Below are 16,657 nucleotides of genomic sequence, written 5' to 3' on the forward strand. Positions count from 1 at the left end.
AAGCACGGAATGCCCAAATCCCCTATTGCGCCAAATTGTTTTAAGCCTAAAATGTTTTCCAGATAGTGCTGCCGGGTGCTTTCCATGCGCAAAGGAGCGTGCGATGGCCAACGCCGCCAAGGTTCAAGCGTCGGGCTCGTCTGACGGCAACGCCGCGACGGCCCATGTCGATACATTTGCGCGGCAGCATCTGCCGCCGCGCGAACTCTGGCCCGACTTCATCTTCACGCGGCCGGAGCTGCACTATCCGCCGCGATTGAATTGCGTCAGCTATTTTCTCGATCGGTGGGTGGAGCAGGGCCACGGTGATGCGCCTTGCGTGATCAGTCCCGCGGTGAGCTACACCTATCGCGAGCTGCAGGCGCTCGTGAATCGCATCGCCAACGTGCTGGTCGGCAAGCTGGGCCTCGTCACCGGCGGGCGCGTGCTGCTGCGTTCGGCCAATAATCCCATGATGGTTGCGACCTATCTCGCTGTGATCAAGGCCGGCGGAATTTGCGTGGCAACGATGCCGCTGCTGCGCGCCAAGGAGTTGTCCTATCCGATCCAGAAGGCGGAGATCACGCTGGCGCTCTGCGACGGAAAACTCGCCGAGGAGATGGAAAAGGCGAAGCTAGCTGCACCGGGTCTCAAGCAGGTCGTCTATTGGGGTAATGGCGCGTCCGACTCGCTCGAGGCGCTGACCGCCGATGCCAGCTCCGAGTTCACGGCCGTCGATACCGCGTCCGACGATATCTGCCTGATCGCCTTCACATCGGGCACGACAGGCGATCCCAAGGGCACCATGCATTTCCACCGCGACATGCTGGCGGTCTGCGATGGCTACGCGCGCAACATCCTGCGGGCCGAGCAGAAAGATCGCTTCATCGGCTCGGCGCCGCTCGCCTTCACTTTCGGCTTCGGCGGCGTGTTGTTTCCGATGCATATCGGCGCCTCCTTCGTGCTGCTGGAGAAGACGACACCGGACGACATCCTCACGGCCATCGAGCAATACAAGACCACAGTTTGCTTCACCGCACCGACCGCCTATCGCGCCATGATCGGCAAGCTGCCGGGACGCGACATTTCATCGCTTCGGAAGTGCGTCTCGGCCGGTGAGACACTGCCGAAGCCGACATTCGACACCTGGCTCAAGGCGACCGGCATCAAGCTGATGGACGGTATCGGTTCGACCGAGATGCTGCACATCTTCATCAGCGCAACCGAGGACGACATCCGCCCGGGCGCGACAGGCAAGCCGGTGCCGGGCTATGAAGCCAAGATCGTCGACGAGGCGGGCCATGATGTGCCGCCTGGGACCATGGGGCTGCTAGCCGTGCGCGGGCCGACCGGCTGCCGCTATCTTGCCGACGAGCGGCAGCGCAAATATGTCCAGAATGGCTGGAATATCACCGGCGACACCTATTTGATGGATAGCGATGGCTATTTCTGGTACCAGTCGCGCTCCGACGACATGATCGTCTCAGCCGGCTATAACATTGCGGGTACGGATGTGGAGGCCGCGCTCCTCACGCATCCGGCCGTCGCCGAGTGCGGCGTGGTCGGTGCGCCGGACGAGGCCCGCGGGATGATCGTGAAGGCTTATGTCATCGCCGCGCCCGGCGTGACGCCGGACTCTCAACTCGTGGCCGAGTTGCAAGAGCATGTCAAACGCGAAATCGCGCCTTACAAATATCCGCGCGTCATCGAGTTCGTGACGCAACTTCCGAAGACCGAGACCGGCAAGTTGAAACGTTTTGCCCTGCGACAGCTTGCACAGGCGGCAGCGGCGTCTTCGGGCGTCGCGGCAGAATGAGAGAAGGATAGAGAATTGTCCGTGACGCCTCCGAAAGGTCCGCAGCTCGCAGTGCTGCCGACCGCAACCGAGGACGACACTCGCCGGGGCGCGCAGGTGCTCCAGCCGTCCGGCTGGCCGATGCCGAAGGGCTATGCCAATGGCATGGCTGCCGAGGGGCGAATTGTCGTTACCGGTGGCGTGATAGGCTGGGATGCCGACGAGCGGCTCGCCGATGGATTCGTCGCGCAGGTCCACCAGGCCCTGAGCAACATCGCCGCGATCCTGAATGAGGGCGGCGCGCGCCCCGAACACCTCGTGCGGCTGACCTGGTACGTCGTCGACATCGACGAATATCTGGCGAACCTGAAGGAACTCGGCAGGGTGTACCGCACCGTCTTCGGCGCGCATTATCCGGCGATGGCCCTGGTGCAGGTCGTGCGGCTCGTCGAGAAGGCGGCTCGAGTCGAGATCGAGGCCACCGCCGTCATTCCTCGCTGAGTCGCGTCTACTGCTTCAGCTCGCCTTGGCGAGATCGCGGTCTTCAGGCGAGTTCAGATACACGCCTGACATGGTGTCGACCCAGCATAGATGGTCGTGCACTTTCTTGACGCCCTCGACGTTCTCCGCCGCGACCACCGCGGCCTGCCGTACGCGCTCTTCGGTGATGACGCCGCTGAGGTGAACGATACCGTCGCGGACGACGACGTTGAGGCCGAACGGGCACCAGTCGTTCTTCTCCATGGTATCGATGATGCGGCTGCGAACGTGATCGTCATCGGCCGTTGGATCCGGCACGTCGCGGGCGAGCCCCGCAACGGCCTGCAACAGGTTGGCGCGGGACACGATCCCGACGACCATATCGCCGCGCACCACCGGCAGGCGCTTCACGTTGTTCCGCTCCATGAGATCGACGATCTCCGCAAGCGCCGTGTCTTCGGTGATGGTCACGGGCGAGGGGGTCATCACCTCGGAAACCTTACGGCCGTGTTCCTGGACGAAGTCGCTGGCCGACGTTCCCGGACCCAGGATGAACCGCAACCAGCGCCCCCGCTTGCGCCCGGTGCCGATTTCGCCGCGGCGGATGAAATCTCCTTCCGAAACGACGCCGACCAGCCTGCCGGCGTCGTCCACCACCGTGAGGCCGCTGACGTGCCGCTTCAGCATGATGTTCGCCGCCTCGACGATGCCAGTGTCGGGGGTGACCGAGATGACCGACCGGGTCATGATCTGATGGGCGCGCATGGCAAACTCCGCTGGCATGTCGAATTCGATGCGCAAACCTAGTCCGTCCATCGAGGTGCGGTTTGACCCAGGTCAAGCGCACAAGGTCGTTGTCCGGGTCGGGGATTTGATGCAGCTCAACGCGGACCGGAAGTGCCGCCGTATCCTGCCGCAGGCGTAGAACAGCGGCCCGCAGGAACATTCAGCCATGAGCGTCGTGAAGATATTTCCACGGGCCGAAGAGCCGCTGCAAGTTCCCCTCGCCAAGCCGGTAGCAGAGGGTTCTGGCGCGATTGCCAAAAGGGCCTTAGGGACGCCGTTTACCTGCGATTGCCCGCGGGCATCAGATTCGTATCCGCTTGATCGCGCCTTTCATGCCTTGCTGGCACGATTCACCGGCGGGATTTCGCCCGTGGCCTTGTCGCTCGCCTGGCTCGATTGGAGCACGCATCTTGCCGCGGCGCCGCAGCACCAGATGGAGCTTTCCCGCAGCATTCTGCGCGATACCGGGCGATTCCTGGAAGCCGTCGCGCACGCGACGTCGCGAGAGCCGTGGTCCGTCGTCCGACCGCAGGGAAGGGACCGCCGCTTCAGGGATCGGCAATGGGAAGCCGCGCCGTTCAATCTGCTTGCGCAGGCCTTTCTGCTTACGGAGCGCTGGTGGCACGATGCGACGACCGGCATACGCGGCGTGTCCCCCGCAAATGAAGCCATCGTCGAATTCTCGATGCGCCAGATGCTCGACATGCTGGCGCCTTCGAACTTCGCGGCCACCAACCCGCAGGTTCTGGAAAAGGCGTTCCAGAGCGGCGGAGAGAATTTCGTGTTTGGCTGGCAAAACTGGTGCAGCGATCTGATGCGCCTGCTCTCCGTATCGAACCCGGTTGGCGACGATCAGTTTGTCGTCGGCAAGACGGTGGCGGCCTCGCCCGGCAAGGTCGTCTATCGGAACGATCTGATCGAGCTGATCCAATACCATCCGACGACCACGCAAGTGCGGCCGGAGCCCATCCTCATGGTGCCGGCCTGGATCATGAAGTATTACATCCTCGATCTGTCGCCGCAGAATTCCCTGGTCAAATATCTGACTGCTCAAGGTTTCACCGTGTTCGCGATCTCCTGGCGCAATCCGGATGAGAACGACCGCGATGTGGCCTTCGACGACTATCGCAAGCTGGGCGTGATGGCCGCACTGGACAAGATCGGTCAGATCCTGCCGGGCCGGAAGATCCATGCGCTCGGCTACTGTCTGGGGGGCACTTTGCTGTCGATCGCCGCTGCCGCCATGGGACGCGACGGCGATGGCCGTCTCGCCACCATCACGCTCCTCGCCGCGCAAACCGATTTCACGGAGGCAGGCGAATTGACGCTCTTCATCAACGAGAGCCAGGTTGCCTTCCTGGAAGACATGATGTGGCAGCGCGGCTATCTCGACACGACACAGATGGCCGGCGCGTTCCAGCTCTTGCGCTCCAACGAGCTGATCTGGTCGCGGCTGTCGCGCGACTATCTGATGGGCGAGGGCTCACCGTCGAGCGACCTGATGGCGTGGAACGCCGATGCCACGCGGCTGCCCTATCGCATGCACTCGGAGTATCTGCGCAAGCTGTTCCTGGATAACGATCTGGCCGAAGGTCGTTATCGCGTCGAATGCAGGAGCGTCTCGCTGTCCGACATTCACACGCCGATGTTCGTGGTCGGCACGCTCACGGACCATGTCGCACCGTGGCGATCGGTCTACAAGATTCACTACCAGGTCGATGCCGACGTGACGTTCGTCTTGGCCAGCGGCGGTCACAATGCCGGTGTGGTCGCGCCTCCTGACGAGTCCTGGCACAACTACCAGGTCAAGACCAAGGCCGCGGACGCGCCCTATGTCGGTCCGGAGGAGTGGCTGAAGCTGGCGCCCCATGTCGAGGGATCGTGGTGGCCGGAATGGACCGAATGGCTGGCGGCGCGCTCGGGGGCGCCTTGCGACCCACCGTCGATCGGGGGCGGAGACATTGACGGCCTGCCCGACGCGCCGGGCGACTACGTTCACACTTAATCGTCAGGCGTAGAATTCGGCGCAAGATCTGACGAGCGGAACGGCTTTGCCTTGTCCAGTTTCCGGTACGCTTTCGAGGCGGTCCGCAACAGCTTCTTTTCCCGTTTGGGGTCGAGGAAACGAATGCCGGCCTCGGGGCCGGCGCCGTTCAACGAGGCGGCCAGCGCCTGCCCACGCGCGTCGTCGTTCAATTGTCCAAGAGATCTTTGCGCCTTCCTCAATTGCTTGAGGATCGATTTCTGCTTCGTCAAGGATTCGTCAGCGAAAAGGTCCGCGAGCGACTCGACAGAATAGGTCATCCGCTTGTTGAGAAGCCGCAGCTTGTGACGCTTTTCGACGTCGAGCTTGCGCAGCTTCCGGGCCTTCCTGAGCAGCGTCGCCTCCCACTCGGTCAGGCGGGCCGTCGCATGGTCGGCAAGCGGGCACCGGCGCAACCTGACTGCCTCCTTGCTGCGCCGGGTCGACCAGGGGCCGCTCTCGATCCAGGCCGAGGTCTGCTCGATCAGGCGCCGAAAGCGCGCGGACTGCAGCGCGCGCGCGAGCAAGCGGTGGCTCTCGGCGCGTTTCTCGTCCCAGTGCTGGAGCTCGGCGGCCACGGCGAGCTTTTCGCCGCTTTCGGCGACGACCCGCTCGATCGCGACATCGAGGTCCCGGACCATGCCGAGCTGGCTATTCAGCCATTTCAGCTCGGCCCAGACGTTCGGTCGCAGCGCGTCATCGACCATCGGTGAGAAGAAGCGGATGGCCGTGCGCAGATGAGTCAGCGCGATGCGGATCTGATGCAGCGCGTCGGGATCGCCGCGACACGTGCCGTCGTGCTGGGCAAGGACGGCATCGAGGTTACGGCGGGCGATGATGCGGAAGGCGGTATCGCAGGCCATGCCGGGGCTGAGGCGGCCGGGCAGGACATTGCGCCGCGTCGCCCGCTTGGCGGGCGCGGTCGCCGTCGAACTCGTGGTGGGTCCCGACATCCTTGCCCGCGTCAATCAGATTGCCTTGCTTGCCTCGCGATCGCGTCCAGGCAGCTCTGGAGCGTCTGCTCCGGCGGACCGGATGCATCGATGGTCGCCCACCAGAGGTGACCGATATTATAGTGCTCTTGCTGTGCAGCAACCTCCTGCGTGGCGTCGGAGGCATCGCAGTGGCGGCTGCCGATGCGGGCCTGCCGGGTCGCGAGGTCGGCGACGAGGAAGAGCCCGCTCATCGGCACGTTGCATTCGCGCCCCAGAGCGGCCAATTCGTCCCGTTCGGATTCGCGCGCAAAGACGGCGTCGACGATGACGGAATGGCCTTGTAGCAGCGCCTGTCGGGCGCGCTGCACCAGTGTCTCGTAGACGCGTGCCGTGACGTCGGGCCGGTACGTGGACGGCGGCAGGCGGTCGGTATGTCCCACCTGAAACAGCTGCTTGCGAACGACGTCGCTGCGCAGCACGACGGCCCCCGGCAGCGGCGCGACGTGGGGCGCCAGGGTGCGGGCGAGGACGGACTTGCCGGTGCCCGATAGTCCGCCGACCGCAATCAGGCGCGGGGCGGGGGGAGCGATCAGAGCCCGGGCGAGATCGAAATAGCGCCGTACTTCGTCGAGAATTCCGCTCCGGTCGGCATCCGGCCGCGTCAGCCGCGCCAGTGCCACCTGCGCACGGATGGCCGCGCGAATCGACATGAACAGCGGCAGAGCGGACAGCGCGTCGAGAGTTTCGACGGGCGCGGTGGTCAGATACTGGTTCAGCACGATGTTGGCTGCCGCGGCCTGGTCATGGCTGAGCAGGTCCATCAAGGCGAATGCGAGATCGTAGAGCACATCGACGGTGGCCATCTGCGCATCGAACTCGACGGCATCGAACAGCACGGGCTGTTCGCCGATCAAGACGATGTTCGCAAGATGCAGGTCGCCATGGCAGCGGCGCACGAAGCCCTGCCGGCCGCGCTCCTCGAGCAGCGTTCGCAGGCGCAGGAACATCGCGTGCGAGGCCTCGCCGAGCCGCTCGATCTTCTCGGCTGCGAGATGGTTGCCCTTTCGGAGGCCGTTGCTGTTTGCATCGATGAGGCGGGAGATGGAGGCAACCCATGCCTTGCCGTCGGCGCGGGACGCCGCCGCATGCGAAGCCGCGATGGCGTCGGCGATCGCCGAGGCGAGGTTCGCATCGAGCGGGCCGGCCTTCGCCAGATGATCCAGCGTCCGGCTTTCGTCGAAGCGGGACATATCGACCGCATACTCGACCGGCCGGCCGCTGCCGTCGACCTTCAGCGATCCATCCGTCTCCTCTGTAATCGCCACGACGCGATGATAGATCTGCGGCGCCAGCGGCCGGTTGATCCTGATCTCTTCCTCGCAGGCGCTCTTGCGTTTCTCGAGCGTCGAATAGTCGAGGAACGGAAACCGCACCGCCCGCTTGATCTTCAGCGCGCGCGGTCCGTCGAGAAAGACCGAAGCGGCATGCGTATCGATCCGCCTCACGCCGGCATGCGCGCAGAGTGTCGCGAAGATCCGTTCCTGGGCAGCCGTTTCGCCTGTCATCGAAGCTGGGGTTCCAAGATGCGGTCAGGGCTTCAGCACGGCTGCGCCGAGAATTTGTCCATTCCGCAGCATGTCCAGCACTTCATTGGCCTGATCGAGCGGGAATGCGGTCGTTTCGGTGCGTACGCCAGCCTGCGGGGCGATGCTCAGAAAATCGAGGCCGTCCTGTCGGGTGAGATTGGCAACGGAGATCAACTGCCGTTCCTGCCAGAGCAGATCATACGCGAAGCTCGGAATGTCGCTCATATGGATTCCGGCGCAAACCACGCGCCCGCCCTTGCGAATGGCGCGCAATGCGGCCGGCACGAGCTCGCCGGCAGGGGCGTAGATGATCGCCGCGTCGAGCGGCGTGTCCGGCATCTCGTCCGAAGCGCCGGCCCAGACGACGCCGAGCCGGCGGGCGAGGTCCTGTGCGGCCAGATCGCCGCGCCGTGTAAACGCATGGACAGAGCGTCCCTGCCAGACTGCGACTTGCGCGACGATGTGGCCAGCGGCGCCGAAACCGTAGATGCCGAGCCGCTCGGCCTCGCCGGCCAGCACCAGCGAACGCCAGCCGATCAGGCCTGCACACAGCAGAGGAGCAAGAGCCACGTCGTCGCCGGTCTCGCCGAGCGGAAAGGCGTAGCGCGCGTCGGCCACCACGTGCGTTGCATAGCCGCCGTCCCTTGTATAGCCGGTGAAGAGCGGGCGGTCGCAGAGGTTCTCCATGCCCTCGCGGCAAAACCGGCAGTTTCCGCAGGTGAACCCAAGCCAGGGAATGCCGACCCGATCGCCCGGCACATGCGTTGCGACATCGGGGCCGATGAGATCGACGCGGCCGACGATTTCATGGCCGGGCACGATGGGATAGCGGATGTCGGGCAGTTCGGCATCGACGACATGAAGATCGGTCCGGCAGACGCCGCAAGCGCTGACCCCGACCCGGATCTCGCCTTCGCCGGGGATTGGATCGGGGCGCTCCTCCATCCGGAGCCGCGCTCGCGGGGCCCCCAACACCATCGCACGCATCAATTGTCTCCGGGGCGGACCGCTCCGATCGAACCATCCATAGAATGGCAGCGCGCGGTCAGTCCTTGACTTCCGTCAATGCCCGCCTTGCCCGCTCGGTCAGTTCCCGAGGCTTGACGAGGATCAAGCACCCTCCCGAAAGCCGGGCCTATTCTGGCAGTTAAGGAGAATTCCGATGCCCATCAAGGACGTCTTTCTGCCGCTTGTCGGCCAGCCGCGTGGACCGGCCCTCGCAGCAATCGAGAAATGCGTTTCTGTCGCCGCCGACCTCGGCGCCAGAATCACCGCGCTTGCGCTGGAGGAAGATCTCTTCCTGCGACCGAAGGTGCTGCTCCCCGACGCCTCCGATGCCGTCGAGGCAAAGGGTGCTCCTGGAGCGGTCGAGATGCAACGTCTGCTGGATGCCTTCACCGGTGCGGCGTCTCGCGCCAACATTCGGGCCCAAAGCCGATCGGGCAAGGTGCCGGCGGACCAGATCGCGCAGATCCTGGCTGAACATGCCCGTTTCAGCGATCTCACCCTTGTCCCCGTGCAGCCGCATGACAGCCGAACGGAGCACATCATCGAGACGCTTCTGTTTGAATCCGGGCGACCGCTACTGCTGTGTCCGGAACAACACGTCGACGTTCTGCGACCGGAATTCGAGAACGTCATGATCGCCTGGGATCACTCCGCGCGCGTGGCGCGCGCCGTCGGCGACGCGATGCCTATCCTCCAGGCTGCGGCCTCGGTCCGCGTGGTGACCGTGACGGACGACAAGACTGACGAGATCCTGCAGTCCGGAACCTCGCTCGTCGACCATTTGAGGGAACACGGTGTCCAAGCCTCGTTCGAAACGGCAGTGGGCGGCGGCAGCTCGATCGGGAAGGTGCTCGGAAGCTGGGCGAATTCCAATGCCGTCGATGCGATCGTTATGGGAGCCTACCATCATTCACGCCTCAACGAGATCGTTTGGGGCGGTGTGACGAAGACCGTCATTGGCCAGCCACCGTGCTGGGTTATGATCTCTCACTAGGCTGGCCACCCGTTTCGGGCCTGATCTTTGGACCACCGGAACCACCACCGACCGGGCGCATTTGCTTTAATGTCCACCTATCGCCTGAAGAACCTGCTGTCACCGCGTTCGGTCGCGCTCGTCGGGGCGAGCGCCCGTCCCGTCTCCGTGGGCCGCGCCGTTCTGGAAAACATTCGTAAGGCCGAGTTCACGGGACAGTTCGGCCTGGTGAATCCGCGCCATGCGGAGATCGCCGGCGTTGCCTCGGTCAAGAGCCTGGACCGGCTGGACTTCGTGCCCGAGCTGGTGGTCATCACCGCGCCGGCGCGCGAAGTTCCGGGCATCATCGACCAGGCCGGGCGGCGCGGCTCGGCCGGCGCTCTGATCGTCTCGGCTGGACTAGGCCATGGGCCGGGATCGCTGCAGGAGGCCACAATCACCGCAGCGCGCAAATACGGCATGCGGCTGATCGGGCCGAACTGCCTCGGCATCATGATGCCCGGCGTGAGCCTCAATGCCACTTTTGCCGCGCACATGCCCGGCGCAGGAAATCTCGCGCTGATTTCGCAATCCGGCGCGATCGCTGCCGGCATGGTTGATTGGGCCGCGCAGCGTGGCGTCGGCTTCTCCGGCATCGTCTCGATCGGTGATCAGATCGACGTCGACATTGCCGACCTGCTCGACTATTTCGCGTTGGATCACAAGACCCGCGCGATCCTGCTCTATATCGAGGCCATCAAGGACGCGCGCAAGTTCATGTCGGCGGCGCGCGCTGCGGCGCGCGTCAAGCCGGTCGTCGTGGTGAAGTCCGGCCGCATGGCGCAGGGGGCGAGGGCGGCCGCGACCCATACCGGTGCGCTCGCGGGCGCCGATGCCGTCTATGACGCGGCGTTCCGCCGTGCGGGTGTCCTGCGGGTCTCCGATCTGCGCGAGCTGTTCGACTGCGCCGAGACGCTCGGCCGCGTCGAATCGCCGGCCGGAAAGCGGCTGGCCATCCTCACCAATGGCGGCGGCATCGGTGTCCTCGCCGTCGATCGGTTGGTCGAGCTCGGCGGGATTCCCGCGTCGATCTCGGCGGACGTCCGCAAGAAACTCGACGACGAGCTGCCGTCGACCTGGTCCGGCGGAAATCCTGTCGACATCGTCGGCGATGCCGATGCATCGCGCTATGCGGCTGCACTCGAGGCGCTGTTGGCCGACTCCGACAATGACGCCGTTCTCGTCCTCAATGTGCAGACAGCGATCGCTTCGGCTGCCGACATCGCGACGACCGTGACGGAGCTCGTCGGCACATATCGCAAGCAGCACGGCCGATGGTCGAAGCCTGTCCTGGCCGCCTGGGTTGGAGCCGACCAGAAGATCGTTCAGGCACTGTCCGATGCCGGCATGCCGAATTATCCGACCGAAGATGACGCCGTGCGCGGCTTCATGCACCTCGTTCGACACCGCGAAGTGGTGGAGGAGCTGAGCCAGGTTCCTCCCGCGATGCCTGATACATTTGTGCCGGATGCTCGCGCTGCGCGCCTGATCGTCGCCGGTGCGATCGCCGACGGCCGCAAATGGCTCGAGCCTGTCGAAATCAAGCACCTGCTCGAAGCCTACGACATCGCGATGGTGCCGACCTATGCCGCCGGTGATGTCGAGCAGGCGGTGATCTGTGCCAACGAGATATTTGCACAAGGCGGGACCGTCGTGCTGAAGATCATGTCGCGCGACATCGTGCACAAATCCGATGTCGGCGGCGTGGTGCTCAATCTGACGACGCCGGAGGCGGTGCGTGCGGCCGCGACCGATATTCTCGCCCGGGCCAGGAAGCTGCGGCCCGAGGCCCGCATCGGCGGCGTCATCGTCCAGGCAATGGTCATCAAGGCGAAGGCGCGCGAGCTGATCCTCGGCCTTGCCGACGATCCCACCTTCGGCACCGTCGTGGTCTTCGGCCGGGGCGGGACGGCGGTTGAGATCATCAATGACAAGGCGCTGGCGCTGCCGCCGCTCGATCTGCAGCTCGCCCGTGATGTAATCGATCGCACGCGGGTCTCGCGGCTGTTGCGCGCCTATCGGGACGTGCCTGCCGTCAAGCAGGACGCCGTCGCCATGGTGCTGGTCAAGCTTGTGCAGATGGCAGCCGACATTCCGGAGATTCGCGAGTTCGACATCAACCCGCTGCTTGCGGATGAGACCGGCGTGACGGCGGTCGACGCCCGTGTCGCGGTCGGGCCGCCGCAGCGGAAGTTCGCGGGCTCAGGACCCGCCAATTTCGCCGTTCGCGCCTACCCGTCGCAGTGGGAGCGGCGCCTCAAGCTCAAGGACGATTGGCGGATTTTCGTGCGGCCGTTGCGTCCCGAGGACGAGCCGACCATCCATGAGTTCCTGCGCCATGTGACGCCTCACGACCTTCGCCTGCGCTTCTTCGCGCCGATGAAGGAGTTCACCCATGAATTCATCGCACGGCTGACCCAGCTCGACTATGCCCGCGCCATGGCCTTCATCGCTTTCGACGAGGCGACCGGCGAGATGGTCGGCGTCGTCCGGCTGCATTCGGACTCGATCTACGAGAGCGGCGAATATGCGATCCTGCTGCGGTCTGATCTCAAGGGCAGGGGGCTGGGATGGGCCCTGATGCAGTTGATCATCGACTATGCGAGGTCGGAAGGCCTGAAGGCGATTTCGGGCGACGTGCTTCGGGAGAACACCGTGATGCTCGAGATGTGCCGGCAGCTCGGTTTCGAGGTCAAGCCGAATCCGACCGAGCCTGATATCTGCGATGTCCGGCTGAAGCTCTGAGCGCCCCCGCTAGGAGGGCGCCTCACCATTTGCAGCGGCGGATGTCTTGGCGGATGTCTTCGCAGTGCTTCGCAACGACTTGACGATAATCGCGATCAGGGGCACCAGCATCGGTACAATCGAGCCCAGCGGATGATGCACCGCGCCCGACACCTGGGCCTGAAGCGCGCGAGCCTCGAGCTGAAGGGCCTCGATGGAGGCGCCGTGAATTTCATTGGCGAGCTCGATGTCGCGGCCGGACGGAGCACGGCCGGCGATGACGAAGAGAAGCGCCGCGATGGCAAAATTGACGGCGCCGAGAATGGCGGCTGCGGCAATCGCGCTCCAGACCTGGACCAGCGCGAAATAGGCCGACAGCTCCAGCATCAGGAGCCCGAACGCCGCGATCAGCGCCGCAAAGGCGCGCAGACCGAGGCCCATCAGGAGGTGGCGCAGCCTGATGTCCGCGATGATCCTGTCAGTACGCCACAAGAGGCGCAGGTGTTTGACGACATTTTCGCTATTCACCTAGTGTCTCCTCAGCATGAAGCCGACGACGACGCCGAGTGCGAAGGCCGAGGCGAGCGAGGTGATCGGGCGATACGCGATGAGGCCCTGAAGCTGCTCCTGCTCGTCGCTGACGGTTTCACCGAGTTCGGCCAGCGCGGCCTTGATCTGATCGGCCAGCGCCTCGGCACGCTCTTTCGAGCTGTCGAACATCTCTTCGCCGGCGGTGCTCAAAAGGCGCGTGACGTCCACTTTCAAGGTCCGCAGTTCTTCGCTCAACGCGTCGCTGTCGAACATGGATTTGATGTCTCCATTGAATGAAGCGAACCCTAGGGCCCGCGGGCACGACCGCGCTTGACTTGCGTCAAGACGTGGGCCGGTCCTGCTCTTGAGACAGATCAAACCGGCCGCCACACGCTCGGCCTAGAAGTAGCGGCTGAATGGGGATCAATCGTCCCGATGAGGTGGAAGCGTGAACTCCGAACCGCTGTTGCTGGCAACGCCCTCTGGCGACGCGCTGAAATTGCGTCCGGAAGGGCCCTGGACCGCGGCGAACGTAACGGCGCTCGAAACGCTTTCCCGCTCGGTCGGAGCCGAGGTCGATCGGTCGCGAGTTGTGACCCTGGACATGTCGGGCGTCAGCGCACTGGATACGCTCGGCGCCTGGGTTCTGGAGAAATTGTCGCGCCGGGCCGCCTCGTCCGGCAGACCGGCCGAATTCGTCGGCGTCGCCGACCATTTCAGCGGTCTCATGGAGGAGGTGCGGCAGGTCAACCGCCATCCGCCAGCGCCGACGTCCGCGGCCAATCCGGTTCTGCTCAGGTTGAACGATCTCGGCAAGGCCACGGTCGGTGCGCGCGAAGACGTCACCATCTTCCTGCAAATGCTCGGCGCTTTGTTCGTGGCCGTCGCGGGCGTGCTGCGCCGGCCGCGAACGCTGCGGCTGACGTCGGTGGTCTACCAGCTCTACCGCATCGGGTGGCAGGCGATCCCCATCGTCGTCCTGATCACGTTCCTGATCGGCGCCATCATCGCCCAGCAGGGATTCTTCCACTTCCGCAGGTTCGGCGCGGAATCCTACACCGTCGACATGGTCGGCATCCTGGTGCTGCGCGAGCTCGGCGTGTTGATCGTCGCCATCATGGTCGCGGGACGTTCGGGAAGCGCCTACACCGCCGAGCTCGGCTCGATGAAGATGCGCGAGGAGATCGACGCGCTCTCGACCATGGGGCTCGATCCCGTCGACGTCCTGATCCTGCCCCGCGTCGCGGCTCTCGTCATCGCGCTGCCGATCCTGGCCTTCATCGGATCGATTGCGGCGCTCTATGGCGGCGGCTTGGTTGCGCAGTTCTATGGCGACATGGGACCGGCGATCTACATTGCACGGCTGCATGAGGCGATTTCCGTCACCCATTTCGAGGTCGGCATCCTGAAGGCGCCGTTCATGGCGCTGGTGATCGGCATCGTTGCCTGCAGCGAGGGCCTGCGGGTCAAGGGCAGCGCCGAGTCGCTTGGGCGGCAGACCACGACGTCGGTGGTGAAGTCGATCTTCCTGGTGATCGTGCTCGACGGCCTGTTCGCGATCTTCTTCGCTTCGATCGGAATGTGACGATGAACGCCCAGCAGGAAGAGTTCGCGATCAGGGTTCGCGACCTCGTGGTAGGCTTCGGCCGCCAGACCGTACTCGACCACCTGTCGCTCGACGTCCGCCGCGGCGAGATCATCGGGCTGGTGGGTGCGTCCGGCGGCGGCAAGTCGGTGCTGATGCGGACCATCATCGGCCTGATCCAGCGCCGCAGCGGCGCCATCGAGGTCATGGGACAGCCGATCGGTGGCGGCGCGCAAGGCGCGGCCACCGCCTGGGGCATCCTGTTCCAGCAGGGCGCGCTGTTCTCCTCGTTGACAGTCCGTCAGAACGTCCAGTTTCCGCTGCGCGAAAATCTCGTCCTGTCGCAGGAGTTGATGGACGAGATCGCGATCGCCAAGCTCGAGATGGTTGGACTGCGGGCGCAGGACGCCGACAAATATCCGGCGGAGCTGTCGGGCGGCATGACCAAGCGCGTGGCGCTGGCGCGCGCGCTTGCGCTGGATCCGCCGATCCTGTTCCTGGACGAGCCGACTTCCGGCCTCGATCCGATCGCCGCCGGCGATTTCGACGCGCTGATCAGGACCCTGCAAATGACCCTGGGGCTGACCGTGTTCATGGTCACCCACGATCTTGCCAGCCTAACCACGGTCTGCGACCGCGTCGCCGCGCTCGCCGACGGCAAGATCGTCGCGATCGGGCCGATGCGCGAACTGCTGCAATCCGAGCATCCCTGGGTGCGCGCCTATTTCCACGGCAAGCGCTCGCAGATGCTGCAACACGAGATGAGATGAGACATGGAAACCCGCGCTCCCTACGTGCTGATCGGCAGCTTCGTGCTGGCCGCGATTGTCGCGGTGTTCGGCTTCGTCTATTGGCTGAACAACACCGGCGGCATCGGGCCGCGGACGAACTATCACGTGCAATTCCAGGGACCGGTGCCGGGGCTGCTGGTCGGCGCCGGCGTGCTGTTCAATGGCATCCGCGTCGGCGAGGTGACCCAGCTCGGACTGGCGCCGGATAGTCCGCGCTTCGTCAACGCGACGATCTCGGTTGCCTCGGCAACGCCCGTGCGCGCCGACACCAGGGTCGGGCTCGATTTCCAGGGGCTCACCGGCGTGCCCGTGGTGACGCTGGAGGGCGGCACGATCGTCGCCAAATCCGGCGAGCCCCTGACCCTGATTGCCGAGGCCGGCGCAGGTCAGAGCATGACTCAGGCCGCGCGCGACGCGCTGCGGCGGGTCGACACCGTGCTGGAGGATAACTCCGGTCCGCTGAAGGACACCATCGCCAATCTCAAGACTTTCTCCGACGGGCTCGCGCGCAACACCGGCAAGATCGACGGCATCCTGGCTGGCCTCGAGAAGATGACGGGCGGCGGGGCACCGGCGCAGAAGATCACCTACGACCTGCGCGCGCCGCAGAACCTCGGCCCTCCCGGCAAGACGTTCTCTGCGTCGCTGGCCATTCCCGAGCCGACCGCCGTTGCAATGCTCCAGACCCAGCGCATGCTCTTCTCTCCCGTCGGTGACAATCCAGGCTTTGCCGAATTTATCTGGGCCGACAGCATTCCAAAACTGGTGCAGGCGCGACTGATCGACAGCTTCGAGAACTACGACATCGCGCATGCGCCGCTGCGCACGAGCGATCTCGGACAGGCAGACTACCAGCTTCTGATCGACATCAGGCGCTTCCGGATTGCCACGGAGGGCGAGACAAGGGCCGAGATCGCCCTGTCGGCGCGGATCGTCGACAAGAACGGCAAGGTGGTCGCGTCCCGCATCATTGCGGCCAGCGAGAAGCTCGACAAGGTCGAGCCAGCGGCTGCCGTCGCGGCGTTCGATGCGGCTTTCGCCCGCATCGCCAGGGAACTGATCGGCTGGACGGTGCAGGCGGTCTAAAGCCGTCTATTCCAGCGTCTTCAGGTAGGACAGCAAATCGTGGATCTGGTCCGGACTGAGCTCGAAGGCGGGCATGTCGGCGTGACCGGTGTAGATGCCTTCCGCCAGTGCCTCGCCAAGGGTCTCGACCGGATAGCGCCGGTGCAGGGTGCGTAGCGGGGGCGCGATCTTGAGCGGGCTCTCGGACACGCGGTCGATCGCGTGACAGCGGGCGCAATTGGTCCGTGCAAAGGCTTTGCCGCGTTGTTCGGCGGTGGGGACGGCCAGGACCGGCGTTATCAGAAGCAGGCCAATCAGTCCTTGGCGGAGCGCGTGCTGAAACATGGAAGGAGGATC

At 64.6% G+C, this 16,657-nt stretch carries 15 protein-coding genes; 8 read left to right on the forward strand and 7 right to left on the reverse strand.

Annotated elements, in window-relative coordinates; genetic code table 11:
- The first annotated feature begins 103 nt into the window (after positions 1–103).
- Both ACRQ5Q_RS13175 and ACRQ5Q_RS13180 read left to right on the forward strand, forming a co-directional pair.
- Positions 104–1,795 (forward strand): benzoate-CoA ligase family protein, encoded by a 1,692-nt coding sequence (locus tag ACRQ5Q_RS13175; protein WP_439398162.1) that lies wholly within the window; start codon positions 104–106, stop codon positions 1,793–1,795.
- Between the two features lie 15 nt (positions 1,796–1,810).
- A complete protein-coding gene (locus tag ACRQ5Q_RS13180) occupies positions 1,811–2,275 on the forward strand; it encodes a RidA family protein (RefSeq protein ID WP_439369492.1) in 465 nt (154 codons plus the stop codon).
- Between the two features lie 15 nt (positions 2,276–2,290).
- Here ACRQ5Q_RS13180 and ACRQ5Q_RS13185 read toward each other — a convergent pair whose 3' ends face one another.
- Complete coding sequence (locus ACRQ5Q_RS13185; RefSeq protein ID WP_439375653.1) at positions 2,291–3,019, reverse strand: CBS domain-containing protein; 729 nt, start codon at positions 3,017–3,019, stop codon at positions 2,291–2,293.
- 187 nt (positions 3,020–3,206) lie between these two features.
- Between ACRQ5Q_RS13185 and ACRQ5Q_RS13190 the strand changes: the two genes are divergently transcribed.
- Positions 3,207–5,045 (forward strand): PHA/PHB synthase family protein, encoded by a 1,839-nt coding sequence (locus tag ACRQ5Q_RS13190; RefSeq protein ID WP_439398164.1) that lies wholly within the window; start codon positions 3,207–3,209, stop codon positions 5,043–5,045.
- Here ACRQ5Q_RS13190 and ACRQ5Q_RS13195 read toward each other — a convergent pair.
- Genes ACRQ5Q_RS13195 through ACRQ5Q_RS13205 form a run of 3 tightly spaced genes read right to left on the reverse strand, consistent with a single transcriptional unit; the run spans position 5,042 to position 8,571 of the window.
- Positions 5,042–6,016 (reverse strand): CHAD domain-containing protein, encoded by a 975-nt coding sequence (locus ACRQ5Q_RS13195; protein WP_439369488.1) that lies wholly within the window; start codon positions 6,014–6,016, stop codon positions 5,042–5,044. The genes ACRQ5Q_RS13190 and ACRQ5Q_RS13195 overlap by 4 nt on opposite strands.
- Before the next feature lie 11 nt (positions 6,017–6,027).
- Positions 6,028–7,563, reverse strand: a complete 1,536-nt coding sequence (locus ACRQ5Q_RS13200; RefSeq protein WP_439398166.1) for an AAA family ATPase — start codon at positions 7,561–7,563, stop codon at positions 6,028–6,030.
- A gap of 24 nt (positions 7,564–7,587) precedes the next feature.
- Positions 7,588–8,571, reverse strand: coding sequence for a zinc-dependent alcohol dehydrogenase family protein (locus ACRQ5Q_RS13205; RefSeq protein ID WP_439398168.1), 984 nt, complete (start codon positions 8,569–8,571; stop codon positions 7,588–7,590).
- Positions 8,572–8,746: 175 nt separating this feature from the next.
- Here ACRQ5Q_RS13205 and ACRQ5Q_RS13210 point away from each other — a divergent pair, with 175 nt between their 5' ends.
- Together ACRQ5Q_RS13210 and ACRQ5Q_RS13215 are read left to right on the forward strand one after the other, a co-directional pair.
- Positions 8,747–9,586, forward strand: a complete 840-nt coding sequence (locus ACRQ5Q_RS13210; RefSeq protein WP_439369484.1) for a universal stress protein — start codon at positions 8,747–8,749, stop codon at positions 9,584–9,586.
- 69 nt (positions 9,587–9,655) lie between these two features.
- On the forward strand, positions 9,656–12,349 hold the full coding sequence (locus ACRQ5Q_RS13215; protein ID WP_439369482.1) for a bifunctional acetate--CoA ligase family protein/GNAT family N-acetyltransferase: 2,694 nt from the start codon (positions 9,656–9,658) through the stop codon (positions 12,347–12,349).
- Between the two features lie 9 nt (positions 12,350–12,358).
- Here ACRQ5Q_RS13215 and ACRQ5Q_RS13220 read toward each other — a convergent pair whose 3' ends face one another.
- Positions 12,359–12,856 carry a phage holin family protein gene (locus ACRQ5Q_RS13220; protein WP_439398170.1) on the reverse strand — a complete coding sequence of 166 codons (498 nt, stop codon included), beginning with the start codon at positions 12,854–12,856 and terminating at the stop codon, positions 12,359–12,361.
- On the reverse strand, positions 12,857–13,132 hold the full coding sequence (locus tag ACRQ5Q_RS13225; RefSeq protein ID WP_439369478.1) for a hypothetical protein: 276 nt from the start codon (positions 13,130–13,132) through the stop codon (positions 12,857–12,859).
- Between the two features lie 175 nt (positions 13,133–13,307).
- Between ACRQ5Q_RS13225 and ACRQ5Q_RS13230 the strand changes: the two genes are divergently transcribed.
- The 3 genes from ACRQ5Q_RS13230 to ACRQ5Q_RS13240 are packed head-to-tail and all read left to right on the forward strand — an operon-like array spanning position 13,308 to position 16,321.
- Positions 13,308–14,444 carry an ABC transporter permease gene (locus ACRQ5Q_RS13230; RefSeq protein ID WP_439398171.1) on the forward strand — a complete coding sequence of 379 codons (1,137 nt, stop codon included), beginning with the start codon at positions 13,308–13,310 and terminating at the stop codon, positions 14,442–14,444.
- 2 nt (positions 14,445–14,446) lie between these two features.
- Complete coding sequence (locus ACRQ5Q_RS13235) at positions 14,447–15,214, forward strand: ABC transporter ATP-binding protein (protein ID WP_439398173.1); 768 nt, start codon at positions 14,447–14,449, stop codon at positions 15,212–15,214.
- Between the two features lie 3 nt (positions 15,215–15,217).
- Positions 15,218–16,321 carry an ABC-type transport auxiliary lipoprotein family protein gene (locus tag ACRQ5Q_RS13240; RefSeq protein WP_439369472.1) on the forward strand — a complete coding sequence of 368 codons (1,104 nt, stop codon included), beginning with the start codon at positions 15,218–15,220 and terminating at the stop codon, positions 16,319–16,321.
- Positions 16,322–16,327: 6 nt separating this feature from the next.
- On the opposite strand, the gene ACRQ5Q_RS13245 is transcribed toward ACRQ5Q_RS13240, so the two are convergent.
- Positions 16,328–16,645 carry a c-type cytochrome gene (locus ACRQ5Q_RS13245; protein WP_439369471.1) on the reverse strand — a complete coding sequence of 106 codons (318 nt, stop codon included), beginning with the start codon at positions 16,643–16,645 and terminating at the stop codon, positions 16,328–16,330.
- Positions 16,646–16,657: the final 12 nt, after the last annotated feature.

The organism is Bradyrhizobium sp. PMVTL-01, from assembly GCF_051861855.1.
GTDB lineage: Bacteria > Pseudomonadota > Alphaproteobacteria > Rhizobiales > Xanthobacteraceae > Bradyrhizobium.